The sequence below is a fragment of the Shewanella sp. 10N.7 genome, from assembly GCF_020806285.1.
GTDB lineage: Bacteria > Pseudomonadota > Gammaproteobacteria > Enterobacterales > Shewanellaceae > Shewanella > Shewanella electrodiphila.
This window is the reverse complement of sequence record NZ_JAJGZS010000002.1, coordinates 220,304-246,504: the sequence shown is the minus strand read 5'-3', so window position 1 is coordinate 246,504 and position 26,201 is coordinate 220,304. Positions and strand designations below refer to the sequence as shown.

Sequence of the window (26,201 nt, the reverse complement as noted above, 5' to 3'; positions counted from 1 at the left end):
ATAATAACTCCCCTAAGCGTGTACAGATTTACTTGACCACATCAGATGGACTCTATTCCTGGTTTTTATAAGGATGTATTAGTTCTCGATTTTAAAAGTTTATACCCTTCAATTATTCGTACTTTCTTAATCGACCCCAAAGGATTAATAGAAGCGGAAAATCAACTTAAGGAGCATACGGTCCCAGGTTTTTTAGAGGCTCAATTTAGTCGTGACAATCCCATTTTACCAAAACTTATTGCTCAGCTCGCTGTGCAAAGAGAGTTAGCTAAACTTAATCATGATAAACCTCTTTCTCAAGCTATTAAGATAATCATGAACTCTTTATATGGGGTTTTAGGCTCTAAAGGTTGTGTGTTTCATGATGCAAAACTCGCAAGCTCAATTACGATGCGTGGCCATCAGATAATGAAGCAAACTAAAACATGGATTGAAGCAGAAGGTTATAAAGTAATTTATGGCGATACTGATTCAACTTTTGTTTGGCTTGGTCAACATCATCAAATTGAAGATATCGCCAAGTTAGGAAATAAACTTGCAAAAATGGTCACTGACAAGTGGACGAAAACCTGTAAGGAGCAATACCGAATTGAGAGCTATCTTGAGTTAGAATTTGAAAGTCATTTTAATCAATTTGTGATGCCGACTTTAAGAGGCTCTGATGCGGGTAGTAAAAAACGTTATGTAGGCGCAACAGAAGATAAAGAAGGACAAATGGAACTTACCTTTAAAGGAATGGAGCAGGTGCGAAGTGATTGGAGCCCTGTTGCGAGAAGGATTCAATATCGCTTGTATTTTTTACTTTTTACTAAAGGTGACGTGAAGGCGTATTTGCAACAAGAGCTGCAAGATCTTGATGACGGTAAATTGGATGATGAACTTATATTTAGAAAAAGATTAAAAAGACATGTTGAAGAATACACTGCGAAATCGTCACCTCATGTAAAAGCTGCGATTAGACTTTGTCAATTAACAGGAAATGATAAAGCGGGCAAGCGGGGCACTATGATTGAATACCGTATGACATTAAATGGCGCTCAGCCCATAAAGGCTACCGGTGAAAAAATTGATTATCAATATTATGTTGAAAAACAGATAAAACCGATTGCTGAACCTGTTTTAGCGTTACTTGGAGAAGGGTTTGAAAGTCTAAGCAGTAATCAGATGATGTTAATTTAGTGTTACTTAATATTGCATTTGTGGTAAATCGTTACTATTTTTGAGTGGTTTGGTAGTTGATTGTGCTGTTTGATGTGTTGTTTTAGTTTATTCAGGCGTAAAAAGCACGCATTTCTTTGTTTTGATATATTTCAGCATGCTAGCCTTTGATGAAAGGATAATACAAACAAAATGGACTGTTATCAGAAATTATGATGAAAATAAAATGGGAAGGTTTAGTTTAATGAAAAAGACTTTAATCGCTTCGACACTGGCAGCAGTGATGTTCGTACCAACAGCTTCAGCAATTGAAATCTACAAAGATAGCAAAAACTCTGTAGAAATTGGCGGCTTTATTGATGCACGTGTATATCATGGTCAAGACACAACAGAAGTGGTCAATGGTGCATCACGCATTAATTTCGGCTTTGATCGTCAAATGGGCGACGGCTGGAATGCATTTGCTAAATTAGAGTGGGGAGTTAATCCATTTGGTGACAGTGAAATTATTTATAATAACGACCAACTTTCATATGAAAACGGTGACTTCCTTTCTAATCGTTTAGGTTATGTTGGTGTGAATCATGACACTTACGGTACGTTAACTGTTGGTAAACAGTGGGGCGCATGGTACGACGTTGTTTACAACACTAACTACGGCTTTGTATGGGATGGTGATGCTTCTGGTACTTACACATACAACAAAGGTGATGGTTCTGTAAACGGAACTGGTCGTGGTGACAAAACGGTTCAATACCGTAATGCATTCGGTGATTTTAGTTTTGCAGTTCAAGCTCAACTAAAACAAGATGAGTTTGAAGTTACTGCTGATGGTACCATTGATGGTCAACCTCCTGCATCTCCAATGATCAGTGCTCAACAGACTGTTGCGACAATTGATTATAACAACACTTATGGCTTAGCATTAACTTACCAAGCCACTGACAACTTTGTTGTTACTGCAGGTGCTAACGTAGGTGAGTTTAAAGGTTCTACAGTTGAAAATGAAAAAATCAAAGAAACTGATATCATTTATGGCTTCGGTTTAACTTACGGTGGTTGGGATGCTGAAGGCCTATACGCAGCGGCTAACTACAGCAAACAAGAATTCCATGATACAGATAACCTAGGTCGTCTGATTTCAAAAGCTTATGGCGTGGAAACGCTTTTATCATACCGTTTTGATAACAACATTCGTGCGTTCCTTTCATACAACATCTTAGATGCTGGTGATGAATATAAAGCAGATTACAACGGTGATACGTTTAAGCGTCAATTCACAGTTGCTGGCCTACATTACATCTGGGATGCTAATACAGTCATCTACTTAGAAGGTCGTGTTGATAACAGCGACTTTAGTGGAAGTGAAGAAGCTGCAATGAAGTTATCTGACGATGACGGAATTGGTTTCGGTATTCGTTACACTCTTTAGTACCTTATTAAATGAAAAAACACCCTCTTAAGGGTGTTTTTTTTGGCCTTTTTTTTATGAACGCAACAACAAATGTTAATTACTTGTACATGCTTTGTGCTTTTATTAGGCATATCTTCTACTTATTAGAGCTTAAAAAAGAACCAGTTAGAAACAAATTTTTAACATTAAGCGTTTTTGATGGTGATTAATTTAATTGTTTATTTTCAAATGGTTGAGTGGGTGTTGCAGAGTATAACTCTGTTTGTGTTCATATATTTGAACAGATCAACTGCATTAATGCCTCAATCTCTCGTTATGTTAATGAAACATATGTTGAATAAATGTTTTATTTGTGATTTTATTGCTCTTGAAATGTAGTAGCGGTGTAACTCGCACACATTCACCAACTTGATTTTGTTCAGTTGGAAAAATAAGAAAGATATAAGTCCAGGGAGATTGACAATGCATAAGAATTTATTAGCGAAATCAGTGCGTCTAGCAATGATTAGCGGTGCAGCTGCGGCAGCACTTAGTTCACCGGTAGCTTTTGCTGCTGAAGAAGGCGCTAAAGTTGAACGTATCGAAGTAACAGGTTCACGTATTAAACGTACAGATATTGAAACCTCTACTCCAGTTCATATTACAACAGCTGAAGATATTAAATTAGCCGGTTTTACCAATGTCGAAGACATTATGAATAACCTGCCTCAGATCGAAACATCAGAAAACTCACTTTCATCAAACGGCGCTTCTGGTACCGCGACACTTGATTTACGTGGTTTGGGTGCTAACCGTACTCTAGTTCTTGTAAATGGTCGTCGTTTGCCGTCAGGTGGTGTTTACTCACAATCTCCTGATGTTAACCAAATTCCTGCTGCGTTAATCAAACGTGTTGAAGTATTAACTGGTGGTGGTTCATCTACTTACGGTGCTGACGCTGTTGCGGGTGTTGTTAACTTTGTAATGAATGATGAATTTGAAGGTTTCCAAGTAAATGTTGGTGCTTCTGGTTATCAGCATGATAATGATAACAGCTACATCCAAGGTTTAATGGATGATAGAAATTTTGAATACCCTACAGGTAGCTCTGGTATTGATGGTAAAACTTTTAATATCGATGTGACTATGGGTAGTTCTTTTGCTGATGGTAAAGGTCATGCAACTGTTTACGCTACTTGGAAAAAGACAGATGAGTTACTACAAGGTTCACGTGATTACTCTTCTTGTGCATTGAATGGTGCTGGTACTTCTTGTGGTGGTTCTGCTAACGCTGTTGTTCCAAACTTCTTCTTCTACCCAGTTGTAGATGGTGCAGTTGATTACACTAATGAGCTTTTTTGGGGCTTAAACGAAAATAATGGTTTCACTCCAGATGATGGAACAAACCGTTATAACTATGCTCCGGTTAACCATTTTCAACGCCCTGATGAACGTTACACTATGGGTGCATTTGTTGATTATGAAGTAAACGAAAACTTCCACCCATATTTAGAAGTTTCGTACATGAATGATAACACCAATGCTCAAATTGCTGAGTCTGGTACATTCTTTAACGAAGAATATCTTTTAGATTTTAATAATCCTTTATTAAGCGATGGCCAAAAAACACAATTACAAGATGCTTTCGGTATCGGTGCTGATGATCAATTCGTTGCATATATTGGTAAACGTAACGTAGAGGGCGGCCCTCGTGCTTCATTACTAGAACATAACTCTTTCCGTATCGTAGTCGGTGCTGACGGTTACATTAATGATAATTGGTCGTACGATGTAAGTTATGTACACGGTCAAACAAGCTCACGAGCTGGCTATGTAAATGATTTCTTTGGCCCTCGTATCGGTACTGCAATCGGCGCAATCGGTTCTGATGAATGTACTGATGAATGTATTCCTTATGAAGTATTTACTTATAATGGCGTAACAGAAGAGGCTGCAGGTCAGTTAACTGGTACAGCAATGCTTTCAGGTGTAACTACTCAAGTAGTTTACAACGCATTCGTAACTGGTGAGTTTGATTTTGCTTTACCGACCTCTGAAAACCCAATTGCTGCAGTATTAGGTTTCGAAAGAAGAGAAGTTGAATTCGATAGACTTTCTGATGAAGTTTTCGAAAAAGGTTTACTACTTGGTCAGGGTGGTCCAACGCCAAGCCTGAACGGTGGATATGATGTTAATGAAATATTTGGTGAATTAAGTATTCCTTTAGTTGAAGATGTATTCTTAGTTGATAGCCTAATTTTAGAATTAGGTGGTCGTTACTCTGATTACAGTACTTCAGGTAAAGAGCCTACTTACAAAGTCGGTATTGATTGGGGTGTACTCGAAAACTGGAAAGTACGTGGTAGTTATAACCGTGCAATCCGTGCTCCAAATGTTGCCGAGTTATTCTCAGCACAAAGTGTAGGTTTGTGGAGTGGTGATGATCCATGTACTGGAACAACTCCATCTGCATCAGCAGAAGCTTGTGCTCGCTCTGGTGTAACTGCAGCGCAATACGGTAATATCTCTGCTTCACCAGCGGGTCAATACAACCAATTTGGTGGTGGTAACCCTGAAGTTAAACCAGAAACGGCTGATACTTATACGGTAGGTTTAGTTGGTCAGCCATTTGATAGTCTTGGCTTTGCTCTTGATTACTGGGATATTGAAGTTACAGATGTAATTGGTACACCAGGTGCTCAACTATCATTAGATGCCTGTATTAATGATAATTTATTCTGTGATAGTGTGAATCGTAGTGCTGCAGGTAGTTTATGGATTGGTGAAACTGGTTTCGTAAACAACCTAACTTCTAATCTTGGTGGTCGTCATTGGCAGGGTGTTGATTTAAGTGCTAACCATGTTACAGATTTATTTGGTGGTACTTTATCTACGAAATTAATTGGTAGTTATAACATCAAGAAAGAAGTTGAGCCTGTATCAGGTCTTGATGAGCTAACTTACGAGTGTTCAGGTAATATTAGTGTAGATTGTTTTGCTCAACCTAAGTGGAGACATAACCTTTCTATTAGCTATGGTATGGACACTTGGTGGATGGCTACTGCTAAATGGCGCTACTATGGCGAAGTTGATTACACATCAACTAACCCAGTAGATACTTTAGTCGCTGATGGTATCGATGCTCAAAACTACTTTGATTTAATCGGTACATTCTACATCACTGATAATTTATCTTTACAAGCAGGTGTTAATAACCTTCTTGATAAAGAGCCTCCAATGGTTGGTAATACACTAGCGTCAAATGGTAACCAAGTTTCTGGTTTCTATGACACGTTAGGTCGTTACTTACATGCAAGTGCAACATTGAAGTTCTAAAATTATTGTATAAATATTTTCATTGATAAATGGCCTCTTATGAGGCCATTTTTATTTCAAATTCGAATGGATTCAATTATGAAAAAAATAACAACTCAATTAATGTGTTTAAATGTTGCACTGTTAACTTGCACAGGTGTTATAGCGAGTGAGATTTCTGACAAGTTCTCTAAATACGATGCAAATTCAAACATTGAAATTTTATATGATGATTACGATGCGGTATTGAAAGCCAGCGTACTCGCTGTTGGGCAGTCAACTAGAGCTAAAGCTAAAGAATCTAATGCCTCTATTGGCACAAGAATGAAGGTAAGGATTAATAAATTAACAGCTTTAGAGGGAAACCGTTTTTTTTATGAACAATTTCAAGATGATGATAATCAAGTATTATTAGAAAATATTCAGAAAAGTCTTGAAACTGTCCCTAGTGAGGTTTCATTAAGTAAGCTTAATCGAGATGAACAATTAGCTTATTGGTTAAATTTGTATAATTTGACCGTGTTAATTGAGCTAATTGACATGTACCCAATAAAGAAAATAGATGATGAATTTGAAGATGATGAAACTATATTTTCAAAGAAAACTCTGACTATTGAGGGTGTTGAACTAAGTTTAAATGATATTGAAAATGAAATATTATTTAAAAATTATGATGCTAACCCAATAATCATATACGGTATGTACCAGGGAAATGTAGGAGGACCAAGCATTCGTAAAAATGCTTTTACCTCCCGAAATGTTTATCAGAATTTAAGGTCTAATGCTAGTGAATTCATTAACTCTAATCGAGGCACTTACTCCCAAGGAAAAAGTACCTTTAGAGTTTCAAGTCTCTATGAGAGAAAAGAGAAGTACTTTCCAGAGTTCCAATCAGACTTAACTGCACATTTAAGTAAATATATTCATGGAACAATGAGTAATTATTTAAGAGAAGGCCCGACGCTTAAACCAAATATTAATGATTGGAAAATAACTGACCTTTATAAATCTCAGAAAAGTCGAGGTATGTCCAGTGCAGCAAATAGCGCAGCATTAATGGATTCTGTTGGCATCACTTCTGGCGGAAAAGGAGAAGGGGTTCCTAATGCATCATCTCCGACCTTAGGGCTAGCTGCTGAAGTCTATTCTGACAGAGGTGTTACTTATGGTCGTTTTTCACCTGAACAAATTGAAATGTTGATGAAAGTTGATGAGATTCGATTAGAGAATGCTGGTGAAGTAACAATAACTGACATTAAGACTGAAGAACAATAGAGATAATTTGTTTTTATCAAAATGGCTGAATTTGTTCAGCCATTTTTTTATGTTCTGAATAGGTGATTTTATCATTGTTGATGTTTATTTTATTACCGAGGTAATCCTTACTACTTGTGGTAATTGTCTTTACTTTTATATTTATTTTGAAAGGATAAATAAGATTAAACTGCATGTTTATTCGAAGAGAGTTTATCCATTACACATTTTTCCATTTATATTATTGGCGTACTGAGCCATTTTATTAATGTGATGAGATGATATTTACTCCTGTTGAAGTGATTTTGAGCTTACTGGATATTTCTAATCTATTTCTCAAAGTAAGAACCTTTTTGATATGTGTATAAATTGAGCTTTCAGTAGTGAGTTTAAATGAAACACTTCTTTATGGCTGTTTTGATGTTCTCAATTGTTGACACAGGTCAACATATTGTGAAATGATGCGAGCGGGTCTATGCCTTAGCAGGTATAGAATAGGGAAGAAAAAACTAACAATCACAAGAGAAAGATAGACTTAGTAGCAGCAACAAAGATTAACAAATTAATCTTGGTTGTTACTCATTAGTTAAGCTTTCTAATTCACTATAAATTGGTTGGGAACTATGTCCAAGGTAAGCAATAGAACAAAAATCGCTACTGCACTTGTTGGCGCGCTTGCATTAGCTAGCAGCAACTTCGTGATTGCAGATCCTCTAAGCGATGTACAAAAAGCAGATACTAAGATTCATACAGATGCTGCTGCGTCGCAAAACAAAGTAGACAAATATTTTGATCAAGCACAAGACATGCTATTTGAGTATGGCTCAGTTGCTGATGAACGTGAGTCTCTTAAATCATACAACGATTACGTTGCAGGCTTAGTTGCAGATCAAGAAGCAACTATGAAACTAATTCAAGATGATATCGACGGTGTTGATGCTCTTAGACAAGGTGTTGTTCCTTTAATGTTTAAAATGGTTGATGCACTAGAGCAATTCATTGCTTTAGACCTACCATTCAATCTTGAAGCGCGTGAAACTCGTGTTCAACGCTTAAAAGATACATTAAACAGTGCTGAAGTTACATTAGCTGAAAAGTACCGTTTAATCCTTGATGCATACAATATTGAACGTGAATACGGTTCAAAACTTATTGCAGAAACAGGCCAATTAGAACTTGACGGTAAAGAAATCCTAGTTGATTTCTTAAATTTCGGTCGAGTAAGTTTATATGCTCAAAGCCAAGATCAAAAGTCGGCTTGGATGTATAACGAAGATTCTAAAAGCTGGGATAAGTTAGAAGATAGCTATCTTCGTAACTTAAGCAAAGCAATTAAACAGGCTCGTGGTCAAGGTGCTCCTGATCTATTCGCCTTACCAATCCCTGCTGCGGAGGCTGCGCAATAATGAAAAAGTTTATTACTACAGCAATCGTTGCTGCAACTCTGTCACTAACGTCTGGAATGGTTAGTGCTGCTGATGCACCAAAGACGATTGAACAATTGTTGAAACAAGTACAAACAGATCGTGCAAACGCAAGTAAAACAAACAAAAAGCGTGAAGCAGAGTTTTTGAATGAGCGTGGCGATAAAGCGGCTCTTTTAAAACGTGAAAAATCAGCTTTAGCTGCTGAAACTCAACGTGGTAAAGATTTAGCTCAAGCTTTTACTGACAACGAACGTAAAATTGCCCAACTAGAAGAAGATCGTAAGATTGCTTCTGGTGATTTAGGCGAAATGTTTGGTGTTGTTAAAGGTGAAGCCGGTGATTTTGCTGGTAAGTTAGTTTCATCTAACATTACTGCACAGTTCCCAGGTCGTGATGCATTTATTGCAGAACTAGGTGCTCGTAAAGAATTACCTAAAATTAACGAACTAGAGCAGTTTTGGGAAGCACAGCTTTTCGAAATGGTTGAATCTGGCAAAGTTGTTAGTTTTGATGCAGACGTTACAGGTTTAGACGGTAGTGTTCAGAACACCTCTGTTATTCGTGTTGGTGCATATAACTTATTAGCTGACGGTCAATATGTTGTTTACAACGCAGACCTTGGTTTAATTCAACAACTATCACAACAACCGGGTGGCGCTCAGGTTTCAAGTGTTAAGTCATTCACTAGTGCAACTTCAGGTTACGAAAAATTATTCGTTGACCCTGCACGTGGCGTATTACTTAGCGTATTCACTCAAAAAGCGACAATCGAAGAACGTATTGAAGCGGGTGGACCAATTGGTTACATCATTATTGGCTTACTTGTTCTTGGTGCTTTAATTTCGATTGAACGTCTAGTAACGCTATATGTTGTTGGTGCTAAAGTTAAAGCGCAACGTAAAGATATCAATAATCCAGGTAACAATGCATTAGGTCGTGTTCTTAAGGTTTACCAAGAGAACAAAGATGTTGATGTTGAAACACTTGAGTTGAAACTTGACGAAGCAATTTTGAAAGAAACACCTGCTCTTGAAGCTCGTATCTCAATCATTAAAGTACTAGCAGCTATCGCTCCAATGATGGGTCTACTAGGTACAGTAACGGGTATGATTGCAACCTTCCAAACAATTCAATTGTTCGGTACAGGTGACCCACGCTTAATGGCTGGTGGTATTTCAATGGCATTGATGACAACTGTTCAAGGTCTAGTTGCTGCACTACCATTAATGCTTATGCATGCAATCGTAGTAGCACGTAGTAAAACAGTGGTTCAAGTTCTTGAAGAGCAAAGCGCTGGTATTATTGCAGAGCATGCTGAGAAGAGGGCTGACTAATGATGCTAATCCTGATGGATGTTTGGGACTCTGTCAGGGGCTTCATGGCCACCGGAGGAGATATCCTCTGGCTGGTAGCGGCTGTACTATTCCTAATGTGGGTATTGATGCTAGAGCGCTTTTGGTATGTCAATTGGGTAGCACCAAAAGAGCATAAAGGTATTATTAACTTATGGAATAATCGAGAGGATTCAACCTCTTGGTATGCGCACCGTATCCGTGAAGCTTGGATGTCCCAAGCAAAACAAGATATGAATGCTCGTATGCTGATGATCAAAACCTTGGTAGCCATCTGTCCTATGATTGGTCTACTTGGTACCGTAACCGGAATGATTGCAGTGTTCGATGTGATGGCAGTTCATGGTACGAGTAACGCTCGTATGATGGCGGCTGGTATTTCAATGGCAACCATGCCGACAATGGCAGGAATGGTTGCAGCATTATCTGGTGTATTTTTTAGCACTCGATTAGATGCAAAAATGAAAATCAGTCTCGAAAAGCTTAAAGATAGCTTGCCACACCACTAGAGAGAGTATTTAAAATGGCACGTAAAAAGCATTTAAATGTAGAAGAAGAAGCACAAGTAGATATGACTCCGATGCTAGATATCGTGTTCATTATGCTTATCTTCTTTATTGTGACGACTTCGTTCATTAAGCCTTCAGGTCTTGATTATAAGAAACCTGAAGCTTCTACAGCGACACAACAGAAATCTGCAAACATCTTTATTGGTGTGAGTAAGACAGGCGTAATTAAGATGGAAAACCGTCAGGTTGACATCGAGCGTGTAACAGCAAACGTAGAACGTATGTTAGCTGAATCACCTGAAGCGGCTGTATTAATCGAAGCAGACCAAGAAGCCGAGCATGGCCTTGTAGTTAAGGTTATGGACAACGTTAAGAAAGCGGGTATCGATAAAATTTCGATTTCAGCGGGGAAAGACTAATATGCTGAGAGCAATAGTATCACTCATTTTAGGTGCTGCTGTTACTTTCGCCCTGTTTGTCTTCATGGCCTTCTTGGTCGGTGGCGGCGCCAAGCGCGCCGATACCAAAACTGATTCTCCTATTATTGAGATCAGTATGGATAAGCAGGATACGAAAGTTCAGGACAAGCCAAGGGTTAAACCGAAGCCACCAGCGCCACCTGAGCAACCACCAAAGCCGGATACGACTCCGCCTGACACGTCATCAGATATTGATACGAATATGGCATTTAATATGAGTGGTGTTGTGGCAGGCGGTGCTAGCACAGGTTTTAAACTTGGCAACATGATGACGCGAGACGGTGATGCAACACCAATTGTACGTATTGATCCTCAATACCCAATTGCTGCAGCACGTGATGGTAAAGAAGGTTATGTTCAACTTTCATTTACTATTAATGAACTCGGCGGAATCGAAGATGTTAAAGTTATTAAAGCTGAACCTAAGCGTTTATTTAACCGCGAAGCAGTTAGAGCACTAAAGAAATGGAAATATAAGCCTAAGATTATTGATGGAAAAGCAATGAAAGTTCCTAATATGACAGTACAGCTTGATTTCTCATTGGATAAAGGAGGTAACTAATGCGTAAGATATCTACACTAGCTAGTGCGTTATTACTGACTTTATCATCTAGCTCTCTACTTGCTGTTTCAACAGCTCAAGCCGCTGAAAAGTGTCCGATTGATGACCGTCAATCTAGAGCTGTTGGTGCAAGTGCTGGTAAAAAAGTGCAAAAAGCTTTTGAAGAATATACAGAAGGCCGTCTTGACCAAGCGATTGAAATCTTATTAGAAGTTAATACTAAAAATGATTTCGATAAAGCGTATATCGATCGTATGATCGGTTCGTTTTATGCTGAAAAGGGTCAAATGGCGACAGCAGTTAAATACTTAAAAACTGCTGTTGATGCTGATATTCTTGGTGGTACAGATCATGCTGCGACATTACGTCTCTATGCTGATTTGTTACTTCAGGAAAAGAAGTTCAAAGACGCTATTCCTTACTACTACAAGTGGATGGATTTCACTTGTAAAGTTGACCCAGTAGTATTCCGACGTGTCGGTATTGCCTACAGTGAACTTAAACAGTGGGATAAAGTCCTTGAAGTAGCCGATAAAGGTCTTTCGTTAGTTGAAAAGCCTGATAAAGGCCTTTACCAAATGAAGTTGACTGCTTTCTTCAACCAGAAGAAGTATAAAGAAGCTGTAAAGATACTAGAAGTTATGGTGCCTTTATTCCAAGACGACAAACGTCTTTGGGTTCAGCTTGCTCAATTTTATTTGATGACTGAAGATTACACTAAGTCATTAGCAACTTACGATTTAGCTTATAAAAATGGTTTTCTTGAGTCTGACGGTAACATTACTCGTCTAGCTCAGCTTATGTCGCAAAACGGTGCTCCGATTAATGCTGCTAAGCTTTATGAAAAGCATATGAAATCTGGTTTAATCAAAGAGTCTGAAAAGACAATTAAGATTTTAGCCGGTTTCTATCATAATGCTAAGGACTTCACGAAAGCTGCTAAACTTTATGGCCAAGCCGCTGAGTTGTCAGGTGACGCTGATCTTTACCTTAAACAAGGTAAGATTTTAGCAATAGCTGAAAAGCCAAAATCTGCAATTCCTGTGTTTGAAAAGGCACTGTCAATTGGCTTAGATGAGCCAGGTGAAGCAGAACTTGAGTTAACATTAGCGCATTTAAGTTTGAAGCAGTATAAGTCTGCTTACAAACGTGCAAATCGAGCTGCTAAGTACAGCAAGACGAAGCGTAGTGCTAATAGCTATATTTCTTATATTAAAGAAAAAGCACGTATTAACAATATTACGTTATAATATTTGTTAATAAAAAAGCCCCATTATGGGGCTTTTTTTATGCCTGTAAATCTTATAGTTATCTGTAATAATCGGTTTTCTTTGTTATCCTCTGTTACAGTTTTCTACTGGCTATTAGTCGCTAAATTTCATAAATTACTCATAAAAATTAAAACTAGATTAACAATTGATTTCGGTAAACTTGTTGCCGCAAATAGGGAAATACCAATGAACAAAAATATTCTAGCAGTAGCTATAGCAGCTGTTGTTGCCTTATCAGCTTGTAGCGATAAAGATATTACTAATAATGTTAGTAACAAAAATACTTCGACTACAGAAGCACCTGAATCTGCAACACAATCAGAAGCAGAGCGATATAACCAAATGGCTGATAGCTATTTTAAAGATTTATTGGCTTTAGAACCCATTTATGCCACATATGTAGGAGTAAATGATTACAACGATCAGTTTGGTGGTTCATTAACACCGGCCTACCTTAAACAAAGACATGAGCTTAATTCTCGCTATTTAAAGCAAGCTAAATCTATTGATGTCGAGCAACTACCTGAAAACTTAGCGCTGAGCTTTGACATGTTTATCTATGATCGTCACATGGATTTAGTTGCTGAGTCTTATCCTGAATACTTGATGCCTATGAATCAGTTTTATAGCACTGTCATTAGTATGATTCAGTTAGGCAGCGGTGAGAGCGCCCAACCATTCAAAACAGTTGAAGACTATCAAAATTGGTTAGGTCGTCTAAAAGGTTTTATTAATTGGACTGTGTTAGCCCAATCTCAAATGGATGAAGGTATTAAGAGCAAAGTTGTGCTGCCTAAAGTGTTAGTTGAACGTATTATTCCTCAACTAGATGCACAATTAGTTTCATCACCAAGTGAAAGCTTATTTTATGCGCCAATTAATGCACTACCAGATGATTTTAGCGAAGCTGAAAAGAAAGCCATAACAGATGAATATAGTGTGTTAATTGAAGCTGATTTATTACCAGCATTAACACAATTACGAAACTACTTTAATGAGACGTATTTGCCTCATGCTAGAGCATCTGACGGTTGGTGGGGACTTCCTAACGGTAAAGAATGGTATCAATCTCTAGCCAATAGCCATACAACAACAAAAATGTCAGTAGATGAGATTCATCAAATTGGTTTGTCTGAAGTAAAACGTATTTTAACTGAAATGGATGTGGTGAGAGAACAAGTAAAATTTGAAGGCGATTTAACTGCGTTTTTTGCATCATTAGGGAGTGAACCTGAGTATTTCTTCAGTGAAAGACAGGGGCTTATTGATGGTTATATGTCGTTGAAAGATGACATTAATAAAGAGTTACCAAAATACTTCAATGTTATGCCCAAAGCAGATTATGTTGTAAAACCTGTAGAAAGCTTTAGAGAACAATCAGCAGCAGGCGCTTCTTATCAATCTCCTGCTGTGGATGGGTCTCGCCCAGGTGTGTTTTACATCAACACTTATAACCTAAAAGCTCAACCAAAGTGGGGCATGACGACGCTCTCTTTACATGAAGCCGCTCCTGGTCATCATTTTCAAATTGCCATCAAGCAAGAGCTTACTGGTATACCTGAATTTCAACGCTTTCAAGGTTACACGGCATTTGAAGAAGGTTGGGCGTTATATGCGGAATATTTAGGGATCGAAATGGGCCTATTTAATGACCCTTACCAATATTTCGGTAAGCTGTCAGATGAAATGTTACGTGCAATGCGCTTAGTGGTCGATACTGGTCTGCATGCTAAAGGTTGGAGTCGAGAGCAGGCAATTCAATACATGAAAGATAACTCGCCAATGGCGGAGTCAGATATTGTCGCCGAGGTTGAACGGTATATGGCAATTCCAGGCCAAGCCTTATCTTATAAAATCGGTCAACTTACGATTTTGAAGCTAAGAGCTGATGCTGAAGAGCAACTGGGTGAGAAATTTGATCTGAAAGGTTTTCATGACCAAATATTATCCACTGGTTCATTACCAATGGCGGTTATGGAGAAAAAGATTGCACGTTGGGTTGAAACTGAATTGGCAAAATAGTTAATTACTGTTAGCTTAGCGATTGTTATTTAAATTTAGGGAGCAATTGATGCTCCCTAATATTTTACGTTTTATTATTTAAAAGTAGGGGTTCACCATGGTACAGGCAACAGCAAGACACCTTTTAGTTAGTTCAGAAGAGCAGTGTGAACAATTGAAGCAACAAATCGTTGCAGGTGCTGATTTCGCTGAAATCGCAAAAGCGAACTCTTCTTGTCCTTCAGGTGCGCAAGGCGGTGAATTGGGTTCATTTGGCCCTGGAATGATGGTTCGTGAATTTGATGAAGTGGTATTTAGTGCTCCATTAAATGAAGTGCAGGGTCCTGTAAAAACTCAATTTGGTTATCACTTGCTTGAGGTGACTAGCCGCGGTTAATTCAACATTAATCGTTGAAGGCAGCTTCGGCTGCCTTTTTTGTCTTTAAAATATGAAGCGCATAAGGAATGTGAAATGGTTGAACTGTATACGGATAGGTTAGTGATCAGAACAATTAAAAAGGAAGACTGGGCTAATGTTTTCGCCATAAATTCAGACCCATCGGTTTTGAAATATATTAGGGAATTTACTTCAGAAGAAGATATTAAAACTACTTTTGAGCAACGCTTATTACCTTGGGATTTTCAATCAGGTAAATGGCTAACATTGGTTATTGAAACTTTTGATACTCATGAATTTGTGGGGTTGACGGGATTTATCCGTGATTGTGAAATAATGAATAGGGCTGAAGTGGGTTACTTGATCACACCGAGTAAGCAGGGATTTGGTTATGGTACAGAAAGTCTTAAAGCGGTAATTGATTGGGGAATTTTCCAGTTTAATATTGAAAAGTTTATTGGTCATTGCGCTGCAAAGAATAATGCATCAGCACAAGTCATGAAAAAGTGTGGTTTCATTGAGGAAGGTTTGCTTAGAGAAAACCATAGAATCGGTGATGTGAAAATTGATGAACATATATTTGGTCTGCTTCAATCTGACATACGCTCTTAATCCTAGATAACACGAAAGACAACACGAATTTCTTTTATCTGTAAATTTACAAAATTAATACACAAAATATCTTCTTAAACATGGATATTTATCACATAATTACCAATACAATTGAAAACTATTCTCGTTTCCACTTGCAAAACATGATCTAGGTAAAGGTATTGCTTACATGGCTCATATAAAATCAGCCCATAACAAAATTTTTGAACGCAAGGTGAATGTCTAATGAAGCTCAGTGAACTCAACCCCGGAGACACGGCGAAGATTGCTGAAATCGGTCAACTTTCTTTACCTCAAACGGTAAAGCGTAAATTGTTATCAATGGGGATTACACCTCATACAGCGTTCAAAATGCTCCGCCGTGCACCGATGGGATCAGGCGTTGAATTAGAGTTACGAGGCAGTCGTTTATGTATGCGCCGTGATTTAGCGGATATTATTGAGGTGGTAGTAACAAATGACTAAAGAATTCCATTGCGTAACAGTAGGCAACCCAAATGCAGGTAAGTCTACTTTATTTAATGCTTTGACAGGTTCTAACCAGCAAGTGGGGAACTGGTCTGGTGTGACTGTTGAGAAAAAAACAGGTTATTTCACCCTAGATAGTACAGATGTTCATTTAACAGATTTACCGGGAATATATGATTTACTACCAGCTGGAAATAGTTGTGACTGTTCTTTAGATGAGCAAATTGCACAACAATATCTCGCTGAGCAACGTGTTGACGGCATCATTAATTTAGTTGATGCGACAAACATTGAAAGACACCTTTACTTAACCGTACAACTTAGAGAGCTTGGTGTTCCTATGGTTGTGGTGCTTAATAAAATCGACGCTGCCAAAAAATTGGGTATCAACACTGATTTAGCGTTAATGAGTAAAGAGTTAGGTTGTCCTGTCATTGCTGTTTGCTCACGAAAAGAAGCAGACGTAAAGCAAGTGCAAGATCAAGTATTAAGATTATTAAATGGTGAAATAACTGAATCACCGCTTATGCTTCAATACGATGAAAGTATTGAGTCAGGCGTAAAAACTTTACAGCGCCATTCGGAAGAGCTCAGCCGCGGTCGTGCATTAGCTATGTTGGGCAATGGTAATGGTTGCGGTCAATGTGATAGCACTAACCTTAAAGATGTTGTCAAAGAATGCACCCAAATAGCAGAACAATCAGGTACTGATATTGAAGTATTGGTAGCTACAACACGGTTTGATTTCGTTCAAAAAGTTTTCGATGGTTCAGTTGATATTGCGGGGCACGAAAGTGCCAGTGACAAGTTAGATAAAGTATTATTACACCCGGTTTTAGGGGTGCCAGTATTCTTATTTGTTATGTACTTGATGTTCATGTTCAGTATCAATGTTGGTAGTGCATTTATCGATTTCTTCGATATCGCTGCAGGTGCTGTATTTGTTGATCAGTTCGGTGCACTACTGGAGTCGATTGGTTCGCCAGTTTGGCTTGTAACAATCCTTGCAGGCGGTATTGGCCAGGGTATCCAAACAGTAGCGACTTTTATTCCTGTCATTGCAGCGCTCTTTTTAGCCTTGTCAGTATTAGAAGCGTCGGGTTACATGTCTAGAGCCGCTTTTGTGGTCGACGGTTTGATGCGTCGTATCGGTCTTCCTGGTAAAGCATTCGTTCCAATGATTGTTGGTTTTGGTTGTTCAGTACCAGCGATTATGGCTACCCGTACTTTAGGCAGTGAAAGAGAAAGAATCGTGACAGGCATGATGGCGCCATTCATGTCTTGTGGTGCACGTTTACCGGTTTACGCATTGTTTGCTGCTGCGTTTTTTCCTGAGTCAGGACAAAACTTAGTCTTTTTACTTTATATCATCGGTATTATTGCTGCAGTGGGTACAGGTTTATTACTAAGAAGCACAGTATTACCAGGAAGTAGCAGCGCGGTTGTAATGGAATTGCCTAGCTATGAAATGCCTAAGCTTAAAGCAGTGTTTTCCCGTACAACTAAGCGTACAAAAAGTTTTATTTTAGGTGCAGGTAAAACCATTGTGATTGTGGTGACCTTGCTTAACTTTGTAAATGCTATTGGTACTGATGGTAGCTTTGGCCATGAAGACAGTAAAGAATCTGTACTAAGTGTATTAAGCCAAAAAGTCACTCCGTTATTCTCGCCAATGGGTGTTGAGCAAGATAACTGGCCAGCAACAGTAGGTATTATTACAGGTATTTTTGCGAAAGAAGCTGTTGTAGGCACATTAAACAGTCTTTATTCAGATCCATCTGATAGTGATGAAGAGCTTGCAAGCCTTTCGGAAAGCTTCTCTGAAGCATTAGGTACAATTCCTGAGAACCTATTTGGTATTGCACCTGAGGATCCATTGTCATTAGATGTGGGTAATGTTGAAAGTATTGAAGAAGCTGCTGAGGAGCAGGGCGTGGATCGCTCAACGTTTAGCGCACTTCAAGCTGGCTTTACCACTAAGGTGGCTGCATTTTCTTACCTATTATTCGTATTGCTATATACGCCTTGTGTTGCTGCAATGGGTGCATTAGTGAATGAGTTCGGTAACAAGTGGGCTCGATTCGCGGCTTTATGGACATTTGCTTTAGCTTACGGCAGTGCTACCGTGGTGTATCAAGGTGCTAATATTGCCAAACACCCAGTGCAATCGGTCAGCTGGATTTCGTTCTTTACTATTGCTTTAGTGAGCTATTATTTCTGGCTTAAGAAACAAGGTAAAAAGAACCAACAGATTATTCCAGGTGTAAGAGTTATCACTGAATAAGCCTTTTTAATGTTCAAATTAAAACCAGCATTTTGATAAATGCTGGTTTTTTGTTTTTAGACTATTATTTTTATCAAACAGGCATTGTAACTCGCGTAAAACTGTAGGATCATCGAAGGTCTGAAAATTTTACCATCGTGCACTAAGAGGAACTCCATGAGTCAAGTGGACAACGAAGTACGTCCAAGTAACTTCATACGTAATATCATTGATGAAGACTTAAAAAGTGGCAAGCACACTAGTGTGCAAACCCGTTTCCCGCCAGAGCCAAATGGTTTTTTACATATTGGTCATGCGAAGTCTATTTGTTTGAATTTTGGTATTGCACAAGATTATCAAGGTCAGTGTAACTTGCGCTTTGATGATACCAATCCTGAAAAAGAAGATATCGATTATGTTCATTCAATTCAGGATGACGTTCGTTGGTTAGGTTTCGATTGGTCTGGTGAAATTCGTTATTCGTCTAATTATTTTGATCAACTACACCAGTATGCGGTGGAGTTAATCACTAAAGGTCTGGCTTATGTCTGTTTCTTAAATGCAGAAGAAACGCGTGAGTACCGTGGCACATTAAAAGAGCCAGGTAAGAACAGTCCTTATCGCGACACTTCTGTTGAAGAAAACTTAGCGTTATTTGAGAAAATGCGATTAGGAGAATTCAAAGAAGGTGAATGTGCACTAAGAGCTAAAATTGACATGGCTTCGCCGTTCATGTGTATGCGCGACCCTGTAATTTATCGTATTCGTTTTGCACATCATCACCAAACCGGTGATAAGTGGTGTATTTACCCGATGTACGACTTTACTCATTGTATTTCTGATGCCATTGAAAATATTACGCATTCATTATGTACCTTAGAGTTTCAAGATAACCGTCGTTTGTACGATTGGGTATTAGATCATTTGGATGATTTCAATCAGCCTAACCGTACTCGTCAATATGAGTTTTCAAGATTGAATCTTGAATACACTTTGATGTCGAAACGTAAATTGAACGACCTAGTGACTAATAATTTAGTTAACGGCTGGGATGACCCTCGCATGCCTACTATTGCAGGGTTACGTCGTAGAGGTTATACACCCGCATCGATTCGAGAATTCTGTCAACGCATTGGTGTGACCAAGCAAGAAAACTTGATTGAAGGTGGTGTTCTAGATGCTTGTATTCGTGAAGAATTAAACGAACATGCACCGAGAGCAATGGCTGTATTGAGACCAATTAAAGTGGTTATTGAGAATTATCCTTCAGCAACGCCTGAAACGATCAATGCACCAATGCACCCTAATAAACCAGAAATGGGTACGCGCGAATTAGCTTTTGGTAAAGAGTTATTTATCGATGCGGAAGATTTTCGTGAATCAGCAAATAAGCATTTCAAACGCCTAGTATTAGGCAAAGAAGTTCGTTTACGTAATGCTTATGTGATTAAAGCTGAGCGCTTTGAACAAGATGACGAAGGTAATGTCACAACGGTTTATTGTACTTACGATAACGAAACCTTGGGTAAGAACCCAAGTGACGGTCGTAAAGTAAAAGGTGTGATTCATTGGGTCGAAGCAAGTACAGCTAAACCTGCTGAGTTCCGCATTTATAATCGTTTATTTACTGATGCAACCCCAGCTGCATTCGATACTATTGATGAAGTTATCAATAGTGAATCATTGGTTGTCTTACAGGGAGTTGCAGAAGCAGGCCTAGTGAGTGCTGAAGCTGAAAAAGCTTATCAGTTTGAGCGTGAAGGCTACTTCTGTGCGGACAATAAAGATTCTAGTAAAGAGCATTTAGTGTTCAATTTGACTGTGCCATTGCGTGACTCTTTCGCATAATCAGTCAATATAGCAGTTAATGCCTCGTTGCTTAAAACGGGATTTAAAATTAAAAATGCCAGAGTGAATACTCTGGCATTTTTTTATTAGCATTTAAAAGCTAAAAAGCGAATTGAAAATAAGTTATTGATTAGCTGTTATCAAATGTAGCGGAGCACTTTCGCTGAGATAAGCTTCATCTACTTGTTCAAGTTTATTGAATCGAATCATTTGTTGAATTCCATCAATATATGCCTGGCCTCGTTCCGAGTATTTATCCAATGTATTGGCTAACTCTAAACCTGTAATTGGCTGATTATTTGCTCTTAAATCTCTTCGTAGCTCACGTAATTTCAAATAGGCAGCATTAGTATTGATATTGAGCATATAGCCTTCAACAGAAGCTTGAGGCGTGTCAAAACGAGCTAAGCCATAATTGCCTAACTCTTTTCGTTGTTGTTTTGGGATCATGCCATTGCCACTGAAGTCCCATTGGCCAAAGAAAGCATTACCTTCAAGAGTAAACCTCGAGGTTGCCCAGCCGCTTTCTTCTGCCGCCTGAGCCAATACTAGAGAAGGTGGCATGATATCAACACGTTTTAATAGCTGCTGGCGTTGATCTTCGGTTATTGCTTCAATTGGATCACTAATGACTCGGTATTTACGAGCAATAGTGATCAGTTGCTCATCATGTAATGAAGCCTCTTTAACTGTTTCTCTTTCTATTGTTATGTTCTCATTGCTGATAAGAATAAGTGGCGCCATTAACCTAAAAAACACCATTTTTTTTAGTTGTACCGGTATTTCATTAGATGTTTGTTGCCATTTTTCGCTGACACTTTCAAACGTTAAGCGAGGGACCTCTCTAACTCCAGCGGCCCAGCTTTCTGTGTTGTAATTAAGTGAGTTAAACAATTCGATTAGTTCATCTAAAGAGTTCAAACTAATGTCTTTAGCAGGTGGTTGGCTACTCTTATTTATTACAGGTTTAGGTTTTGCATTAGCAGGCTTGGTATTTGAAGGTAAGGTATTTGAAGGTTCGCTATTAGCAGGTTTGCTAGCTGACTCTGCAATATATGAATTTTTCTCTTGCTCAACTGGCGAAGGAGGAGATTTTACCCAGTAATTAATGGCAAAAAGACTGGCTAGGAGTAATACAACAAAGAGTATTTTTTGGTAGGTGTTTTTGGTCATATTTTATCCTAAACATAATTATTTCAAACTGCGCGAAAAAGGCTAAATCATTTACGCAATAAAAAAGGCGCCGAAAGCGCCTTTAATTATAGTATATAAATATTTATTGCATCATAGGTCCAAAGCCTAAGCTCCATAAAATAACGCTACTTCCCATTAAGCCGACTAATAACACGAGTCCTGCTGTCACTACAGAGCTGGCATAAATAAAGCCTTTTTCTTCGGGAATATTCATGATGATAGGTACGCCTGCATAGAGTAAATATACTGAGTAGGCTAAACCAGCAAGTCCAACCAGCATGATAAACCATAACACTGGATATAAAACTGAAATACCGACCATGAATAATGGTGTCGCTGTGTAAGCTGCTAATTCTAAGGCTTGAGTGAATGTTGGAGAGGCGTCGAAGGTCTTAGCCATCCAATAAGATAAATAAGCTAGCGCTAAAACACCGCCAATCAACCCGAAATACATACCCACAGACATAAACATCGCACTTTGTGGGGTTAAAAATAATGGTTCACCATTTGCTGGGTGCCATCCAATATAAGCTGTTGCGATAAAGCTGCATACTGCAGGAATTAATGCGATAAGTAAGATGTGACTGAGACTGCTTTTGACAGCCTCATGGTTGCGTTCAATTGTTTTCCACTCTTCCTTCGGATGAGTGTATAGCCCCATTAAGTGATTTAGTATCATTGTTATTATCCTTGTTTAGCATTCATACATAGCTCGCCAAACTTCAGACGAACTGATCATAGCCCCATATATCAACCGCCTTAATCAGTCCAACACATACTGTCTTAAATGCTCTGCTTTTTGAGCGATTTAATCACAGTAATAACTTCATCCCTATAGAAGTTTATCCATTAAAGGCAATCGAAATACAACTTTAGCAACTATTGTTACGAAGATGTATAGACTATTTATTGAACATAAGCATCGATTCGTCAAGGGTTAATCGTGTTTTATCTGTAGAAATATCCTCAACGAAGGTAAAATACGTTCAAACCCTAACAAAAGTTTAAGTACATGCAGCAATTATTGGCGCCCATTTATCGTTTCTTAAAGTGTGAGACACCAGATAGTTGGATTAAAAAAGCGAGCCATTCTGATAATTTATCGGTTATATTACGCGACCATTTACTTTGTGAGCTTAAAGCGGCGCAAAGTGCGATGTTCCTTATTCGAAAATACGCTGTAGATAAAGAAAGTGCTAGCAGATTAACTGAGTGGGTTAAACCTTATGAAGAGTTTGCTTACAAACGTATTGGCGATCTAAGCTCTTTAAAAGGTAAAAGTAATATTACCAAGCAAGTTACTGTGAGAGAAAACTGTCCTTATGGACAAGATCTCGTTGATAAAATGGTGCTGCTGATTAAAGAAGAATTACATCATTTTTATCAAGTCATGGAGCTGATGGAAAAAAAGAATGTCCCTTATGAACTTCTTGAAGCGGGTCGCTATGCTAAAGGCATGATGAAACATGTTAAAACGTTTGAACCTGATGCATTAGTCGATAAGTTAATTATTGGAGCGTTTATTGAAGCCAGGTCGTGTGAGCGTTTTGCAAAACTTGCTCCACACCTTGATGCTGATTTAGAAAAGTTTTATATCTCTTTACTTCGCTCTGAAGCGCGGCATTATCAAGACTACTTATCACTTGCAGAGTCTATTTCTGGCAAAGATATCAGTGAAAGGGTCGCTTTTTTTGCCACTGTAGAAGCAGATTTGATTTTATTGCCCGACGAAGACTTTAAGTTTCATAGTGGCTTACCAGTTTAAACCTCAAGACAATCAGTTTAATCAGAGCGTGATTGCTAACCATAGGATGATTTAGTGCGATTATTGGTTGGTTGAATAAAAGTTATCAGCAACTAGAGCTGATTATTTTTTAGCAGAGAAGGGCAGTTGCTGTAATTCAGCACTGTCTTTTTTTACAATTAAAATGCTGCCTTGATCGTACCAATCACCGACAACGATACGTTGTTTATTATTGTTTAACTCATGAATGGCTGGGCGATGAGTGTGGCCGTGGATCATTCTTTGGCAATCAGTGTCACTGAGTAATGCATCAACCGCTGTTTGCTCAACATCCATAATCACATAGCTTTTATCTTTATTGCCATTTTGACTTTTGTGCCTGATATCAGCTGCAATTTTTTGTCTAGTTGACTTAGGTAAGTGGCAATATATCCATTTCACAATGGCCGAATTTCTAAAGCGGCGAAAACGCTGATAAGACTTATCAAGAGTACATAAGCTATCACCATGCAGCACAACCGTTTTAATGCCATATAAATCGAGTATTTTAATCTCTGGTAGCAATTGCATCCCAGATTTAGCAGCAAATTCTTTGCCTATCATGAAATCACGATTACCATGAATAAAAAACACTGGCATGTTTTCAGACACTTGTTTGATGTGCGCCGCTATGACGTCAGTAAATGGTTCAGCAATGTCATCACTGGTCCAAACTTCAAACAAATCACCAATGATATACATCGCCTCAACGTCAGATAAATCTGAATCGAGGTAATCGATAAAGGCTTGTGAGATATCAGGACGATCTGCACTTAAGTGCAAATCGCCCATAAATACAGTATGCACTATTGATTATTCAGCAATAGACGCACTGTTGATGACTACTGCTTCCAGTGGTACATCTTGATGCATACCACGGTTACCCGTGCTTACAGCTTTAATTTTTTCTACGATGTCCATGCCTTCAACTACTTCAGCAAATACACAGTAACCCCACCCTTGGCCAGTTTCTGCTTTGTGATCTAAGAAAGTATTGTCGCTGACGTTAATGAAGAACTGCGCCGTCGCCGAATGCGGATCAGAAGTACGCGCCATTGCTAATGTGCCAACTTTGTTTGATAGGCCGTTATTCGCTTCATTCTTTACAGCAGCGTTAGGTGTTTTCTGAACCATATCTTCAGTGAAACCACCACCTTGAACCATAAAACCATCAATCACACGGTGAAAAACGGTACCGTCGTAAAAACCGTCTTTAACGTACTTGATGAAATTTTCAACAGTAAGAGGCGCTTTTTCAGCATTTAGAGCAATTTTGATGTCGCCCATGTTTGTGTGCAAAGTGATCATATTTAAATACCTAGATAAAAATTGTTGCGCGATTCTAACTTATCTAACTTGAGGCTTAAAGTGCAGTGTTCAAAACAGTGTTGCTCATGATAGACTTTGTTCCCATTATATTGGTATTAAAACGAGTAAAAGAGAACCATCGATGTTGAAAATTTACAATAGTATGAGTCGTGAAAAGCAAGAATTTAAGCCGATTAATCCAGGCAAAATTGACATGTATGTATGTGGGATAACCATATACGATTTATGTCACATTGGTCATGGTCGTACTTTTGTTTCTTTCGATATGATTGTTCGTTACTTACGTTACCGTGGTTATGACGTGAATTACCTTCGTAATATTACTGACGTTGATGACAAAATCATTAAACGTGCTGCTGAAAACAAAGAAAGTTGCGATACGTTAACAGAGCGTTTGATTGGCGAAATGCATAATGATTTCGATTCATTAAACATGATGCGCCCAGATTTCGAACCTCGCGCGACATTACATATCGATGAAATTATCGAAATGGTTCAAACATTAATTGCCAAAGAGCATGCTTATGTCTCTGATAATGGCGATGTGTTATTCAGTGTGTCTTCTTATGCGCAATACGGACGCCTATCAGGGCAAAACCTTGAGCAACTTCAAGCTGGTGCGCGTGTAGAAGTAGAAGATACTAAGCGCGATCCTATGGATTTTGTATTATGGAAAATGTCTAAACCAGGTGAGCCAACATGGGAATCGCCATGGGGACCAGGTCGTCCGGGCTGGCACATCGAATGTTCAGCAATGAACAGTAAGCATTTAGGCGAGCATTTTGATATTCATGGCGGCGGTAGTGATTTACAGTTCCCCCATCATGAAAATGAAATCGCTCAATCCTGCTGTGCCCATGGTTCACAATATGTGAACTACTGGATGCATACAGGTATGGTCATGGTTGATAAAGAAAAAATGTCTAAGTCATTAGGCAATTTCTTTACTATTCGTGATGTATTAGCGCATTACGACCCTGAAACGGTTCGTTATTTCTTACTGTCTGGTCATTACCGTAGCCAGTTAAATTACTCTGAAGATAACTTGAAGCAAGCAAAGTCTGCACTTGAGCGCATTTATACTTCGCTTAAAGGGTTAGATTTAACTGTTACCGCAGCGCCTGCACAAGAGTTTATTGCCAAATTTAACACAGCGATGGATGATGATTTTAATACGCCTGAAGCCTATTCAGTTATTTTTGAAATGGTACGCGAAATTAATCGTTTGAAATTAGTCGATATGACACAAGCAAGTGCGTTAGGTGTGAGCCTAAAATCCTTGACTGATGTATTAGGCTTAATCAATCGCGACGTTGATACTTTCTTCCAAGGTGAAGGAAGTGATGACGAAGTTGCAGAGATCGAAGCGCTTATTGTTGAGCGTAATCGTGCTCGCACAGAAAAAGACTGGCCTGCAGCAGATGCGGCGCGCGATAGACTAAACGCATTAAATGTTGTTTTAGAAGATGGCGAAGAAGGCACGACTTGGCGTAAAAAGTCGTAATCCAAACTGAAAGTTAAGTCTTAAATAACAAAGCCTGCTCATTGAGCAGGCTTTTTTGTGGGGGCGAATAAACGAATAATCA

At 38.7% G+C, this 26,201-nt stretch carries 22 protein-coding genes; 18 read left to right on the top strand and 4 right to left on the bottom strand.

Translation table 11 applies throughout. The features are described 5' to 3' along the window. Positions 1 to 45: 45 nt before the first annotated feature. From LMH66_RS02975 to glnS, 16 genes are all read left to right on the top strand, one after another. Positions 46 to 1,179 (top strand): DNA polymerase II, encoded by a 1,134-nt coding sequence (locus LMH66_RS02975; protein ID WP_324295148.1) that lies wholly within the window; start codon positions 46 to 48, stop codon positions 1,177 to 1,179. Between the two features lie 223 nt (positions 1,180 to 1,402). Further along, a complete protein-coding gene (locus LMH66_RS02970) occupies positions 1,403 to 2,590 on the top strand; it encodes a porin (RefSeq protein ID WP_229368457.1) in 1,188 nt (395 codons plus the stop codon). A 444-nt stretch (positions 2,591 to 3,034) separates the two neighbouring features. Next, on the top strand, positions 3,035 to 5,887 hold the full coding sequence (locus LMH66_RS02965) for a TonB-dependent receptor domain-containing protein (RefSeq protein ID WP_229368455.1): 2,853 nt from the start codon (positions 3,035 to 3,037) through the stop codon (positions 5,885 to 5,887). Positions 5,888 to 5,965: 78 nt separating this feature from the next. Then, positions 5,966 to 7,141, top strand: a complete 1,176-nt coding sequence (locus LMH66_RS02960; RefSeq protein ID WP_229368453.1) for a DUF547 domain-containing protein — start codon at positions 5,966 to 5,968, stop codon at positions 7,139 to 7,141. 602 nt (positions 7,142 to 7,743) lie between these two features. Continuing rightward, entirely contained in the window at positions 7,744 to 8,526 is a 783-nt protein-coding gene (locus tag LMH66_RS02955; protein WP_102528591.1) for a DUF3450 domain-containing protein, read from the top strand. Continuing rightward, positions 8,526 to 9,881: a MotA/TolQ/ExbB proton channel family protein gene (locus tag LMH66_RS02950; RefSeq protein ID WP_102528590.1), complete on the top strand. Its 1,356-nt coding sequence runs from the start codon at positions 8,526 to 8,528 to the stop codon at positions 9,879 to 9,881. The genes LMH66_RS02955 and LMH66_RS02950 overlap by 1 nt, the downstream gene beginning before the upstream one ends. After that, a complete protein-coding gene (locus LMH66_RS02945; protein ID WP_102528589.1) occupies positions 9,881 to 10,408 on the top strand; it encodes a MotA/TolQ/ExbB proton channel family protein in 528 nt (175 codons plus the stop codon). Before LMH66_RS02950 ends, LMH66_RS02945 begins: the two co-directional genes overlap by 1 nt. Before the next feature lie 14 nt (positions 10,409 to 10,422). Continuing rightward, on the top strand, positions 10,423 to 10,827 hold the full coding sequence (locus LMH66_RS02940; protein ID WP_102528588.1) for an ExbD/TolR family protein: 405 nt from the start codon (positions 10,423 to 10,425) through the stop codon (positions 10,825 to 10,827). Position 10,828: 1 nt separating this feature from the next. Beyond that, complete coding sequence (locus LMH66_RS02935) at positions 10,829 to 11,449, top strand: energy transducer TonB (protein ID WP_102528587.1); 621 nt, start codon at positions 10,829 to 10,831, stop codon at positions 11,447 to 11,449. Beyond that, a complete protein-coding gene (locus LMH66_RS02930) occupies positions 11,449 to 12,699 on the top strand; it encodes a tetratricopeptide repeat protein (protein WP_102528586.1) in 1,251 nt (416 codons plus the stop codon). The genes LMH66_RS02935 and LMH66_RS02930 overlap by 1 nt, the downstream gene beginning before the upstream one ends. 207 nt (positions 12,700 to 12,906) lie before the next feature. Next, a complete protein-coding gene (locus tag LMH66_RS02925; RefSeq protein WP_229368451.1) occupies positions 12,907 to 14,742 on the top strand; it encodes a DUF885 domain-containing protein in 1,836 nt (611 codons plus the stop codon). A gap of 97 nt (positions 14,743 to 14,839) precedes the next feature. Continuing rightward, on the top strand, positions 14,840 to 15,118 hold the full coding sequence (locus tag LMH66_RS02920; RefSeq protein ID WP_102528584.1) for a peptidylprolyl isomerase: 279 nt from the start codon (positions 14,840 to 14,842) through the stop codon (positions 15,116 to 15,118). A gap of 75 nt (positions 15,119 to 15,193) precedes the next feature. Then, positions 15,194 to 15,730 (top strand): GNAT family N-acetyltransferase, encoded by a 537-nt coding sequence (locus LMH66_RS02915; protein WP_229368449.1) that lies wholly within the window; start codon positions 15,194 to 15,196, stop codon positions 15,728 to 15,730. 225 nt (positions 15,731 to 15,955) lie between these two features. Next, the gene (locus LMH66_RS02910) at positions 15,956 to 16,195 is read left to right on the top strand and encodes a FeoA family protein (RefSeq protein ID WP_102528582.1); all 240 of its coding nucleotides are present in this window, start codon (positions 15,956 to 15,958) and stop codon (positions 16,193 to 16,195) included. After that, entirely contained in the window at positions 16,188 to 18,482 is a 2,295-nt protein-coding gene (gene feoB / locus LMH66_RS02905) for a Fe(2+) transporter permease subunit FeoB (RefSeq protein WP_229368447.1), read from the top strand. The genes LMH66_RS02910 and feoB overlap by 8 nt, the downstream gene beginning before the upstream one ends. Positions 18,483 to 18,638: 156 nt before the next feature. Beyond that, the gene (glnS, locus tag LMH66_RS02900; protein ID WP_229368445.1) at positions 18,639 to 20,309 is read left to right on the top strand and encodes a glutamine--tRNA ligase; all 1,671 of its coding nucleotides are present in this window, start codon (positions 18,639 to 18,641) and stop codon (positions 20,307 to 20,309) included. 123 nt (positions 20,310 to 20,432) lie between these two features. Here glnS and LMH66_RS02895 read toward each other — a convergent pair whose 3' ends face one another. After that, positions 20,433 to 21,482 carry a glucosaminidase domain-containing protein gene (locus LMH66_RS02895; RefSeq protein WP_229368444.1) on the bottom strand — a complete coding sequence of 350 codons (1,050 nt, stop codon included), beginning with the start codon at positions 21,480 to 21,482 and terminating at the stop codon, positions 20,433 to 20,435. Positions 21,483 to 21,585: 103 nt separating this feature from the next. Continuing rightward, positions 21,586 to 22,182, bottom strand: coding sequence for a Yip1 family protein (locus tag LMH66_RS02890; protein WP_102528578.1), 597 nt, complete (start codon positions 22,180 to 22,182; stop codon positions 21,586 to 21,588). A 333-nt stretch (positions 22,183 to 22,515) separates the two neighbouring features. Between LMH66_RS02890 and miaE the strand changes: the two genes are divergently transcribed. Further along, entirely contained in the window at positions 22,516 to 23,268 is a 753-nt protein-coding gene (miaE, locus tag LMH66_RS02885; protein WP_229368442.1) for a tRNA isopentenyl-2-thiomethyl-A-37 hydroxylase MiaE, read from the top strand. A gap of 102 nt (positions 23,269 to 23,370) precedes the next feature. On the opposite strand, the gene LMH66_RS02880 is transcribed toward miaE, so the two are convergent. Together LMH66_RS02880 and LMH66_RS02875 are read right to left on the bottom strand one after the other, a co-directional pair. Further along, complete coding sequence (locus LMH66_RS02880) at positions 23,371 to 24,093, bottom strand: UDP-2,3-diacylglucosamine diphosphatase (RefSeq protein WP_229368440.1); 723 nt, start codon at positions 24,091 to 24,093, stop codon at positions 23,371 to 23,373. A 6-nt stretch (positions 24,094 to 24,099) separates the two neighbouring features. Continuing rightward, entirely contained in the window at positions 24,100 to 24,594 is a 495-nt protein-coding gene (locus LMH66_RS02875; protein ID WP_102528575.1) for a peptidylprolyl isomerase, read from the bottom strand. Between the two features lie 142 nt (positions 24,595 to 24,736). Here LMH66_RS02875 and cysS point away from each other — a divergent pair, with 142 nt between their 5' ends. Beyond that, positions 24,737 to 26,119 carry a cysteine--tRNA ligase gene (gene cysS / locus LMH66_RS02870; RefSeq protein ID WP_229368439.1) on the top strand — a complete coding sequence of 461 codons (1,383 nt, stop codon included), beginning with the start codon at positions 24,737 to 24,739 and terminating at the stop codon, positions 26,117 to 26,119. Positions 26,120 to 26,201 lie beyond the last annotated feature (82 nt).

Bases quoted from the DNA above. Each gene is read 5' to 3' on its own strand.
- LMH66_RS02975 (WP_324295148.1), top strand. From the start codon at position 46: ATGGACTCTATTCCTGGTTTTTATAAGGATGTATTAGTTCTCGATTTT.
- LMH66_RS02970 (WP_229368457.1), top strand. From the start codon at position 1,403: ATGAAAAAGACTTTAATCGCTTCGACACTGGCAGCAGTGATGTTCGTA.
- LMH66_RS02965 (WP_229368455.1), top strand. From the start codon at position 3,035: ATGCATAAGAATTTATTAGCGAAATCAGTGCGTCTAGCAATGATTAGC.
- LMH66_RS02960 (WP_229368453.1), top strand. From the start codon at position 5,966: ATGAAAAAAATAACAACTCAATTAATGTGTTTAAATGTTGCACTGTTA.
- LMH66_RS02955 (WP_102528591.1), top strand. From the start codon at position 7,744: ATGTCCAAGGTAAGCAATAGAACAAAAATCGCTACTGCACTTGTTGGC.
- LMH66_RS02950 (WP_102528590.1), top strand. From the start codon at position 8,526: ATGAAAAAGTTTATTACTACAGCAATCGTTGCTGCAACTCTGTCACTA.
- LMH66_RS02945 (WP_102528589.1), top strand. From the start codon at position 9,881: ATGATGCTAATCCTGATGGATGTTTGGGACTCTGTCAGGGGCTTCATG.
- LMH66_RS02940 (WP_102528588.1), top strand. From the start codon at position 10,423: ATGGCACGTAAAAAGCATTTAAATGTAGAAGAAGAAGCACAAGTAGAT.
- LMH66_RS02935 (WP_102528587.1), top strand. From the start codon at position 10,829: ATGCTGAGAGCAATAGTATCACTCATTTTAGGTGCTGCTGTTACTTTC.
- LMH66_RS02930 (WP_102528586.1), top strand. From the start codon at position 11,449: ATGCGTAAGATATCTACACTAGCTAGTGCGTTATTACTGACTTTATCA.
- LMH66_RS02925 (WP_229368451.1), top strand. From the start codon at position 12,907: ATGAACAAAAATATTCTAGCAGTAGCTATAGCAGCTGTTGTTGCCTTA.
- LMH66_RS02920 (WP_102528584.1), top strand. From the start codon at position 14,840: ATGGTACAGGCAACAGCAAGACACCTTTTAGTTAGTTCAGAAGAGCAG.
- LMH66_RS02915 (WP_229368449.1), top strand. From the start codon at position 15,194: ATGGTTGAACTGTATACGGATAGGTTAGTGATCAGAACAATTAAAAAG.
- LMH66_RS02910 (WP_102528582.1), top strand. From the start codon at position 15,956: ATGAAGCTCAGTGAACTCAACCCCGGAGACACGGCGAAGATTGCTGAA.
- feoB (WP_229368447.1), top strand. From the start codon at position 16,188: ATGACTAAAGAATTCCATTGCGTAACAGTAGGCAACCCAAATGCAGGT.
- glnS (WP_229368445.1), top strand. From the start codon at position 18,639: ATGAGTCAAGTGGACAACGAAGTACGTCCAAGTAACTTCATACGTAAT.
- LMH66_RS02895 (WP_229368444.1), bottom strand. From the start codon at position 21,482: ATGACCAAAAACACCTACCAAAAAATACTCTTTGTTGTATTACTCCTA.
- LMH66_RS02890 (WP_102528578.1), bottom strand. From the start codon at position 22,182: ATGATACTAAATCACTTAATGGGGCTATACACTCATCCGAAGGAAGAG.
- miaE (WP_229368442.1), top strand. From the start codon at position 22,516: ATGCAGCAATTATTGGCGCCCATTTATCGTTTCTTAAAGTGTGAGACA.
- LMH66_RS02875 (WP_102528575.1), bottom strand. From the start codon at position 24,594: ATGATCACTTTGCACACAAACATGGGCGACATCAAAATTGCTCTAAAT.
- cysS (WP_229368439.1), top strand. From the start codon at position 24,737: ATGTTGAAAATTTACAATAGTATGAGTCGTGAAAAGCAAGAATTTAAG.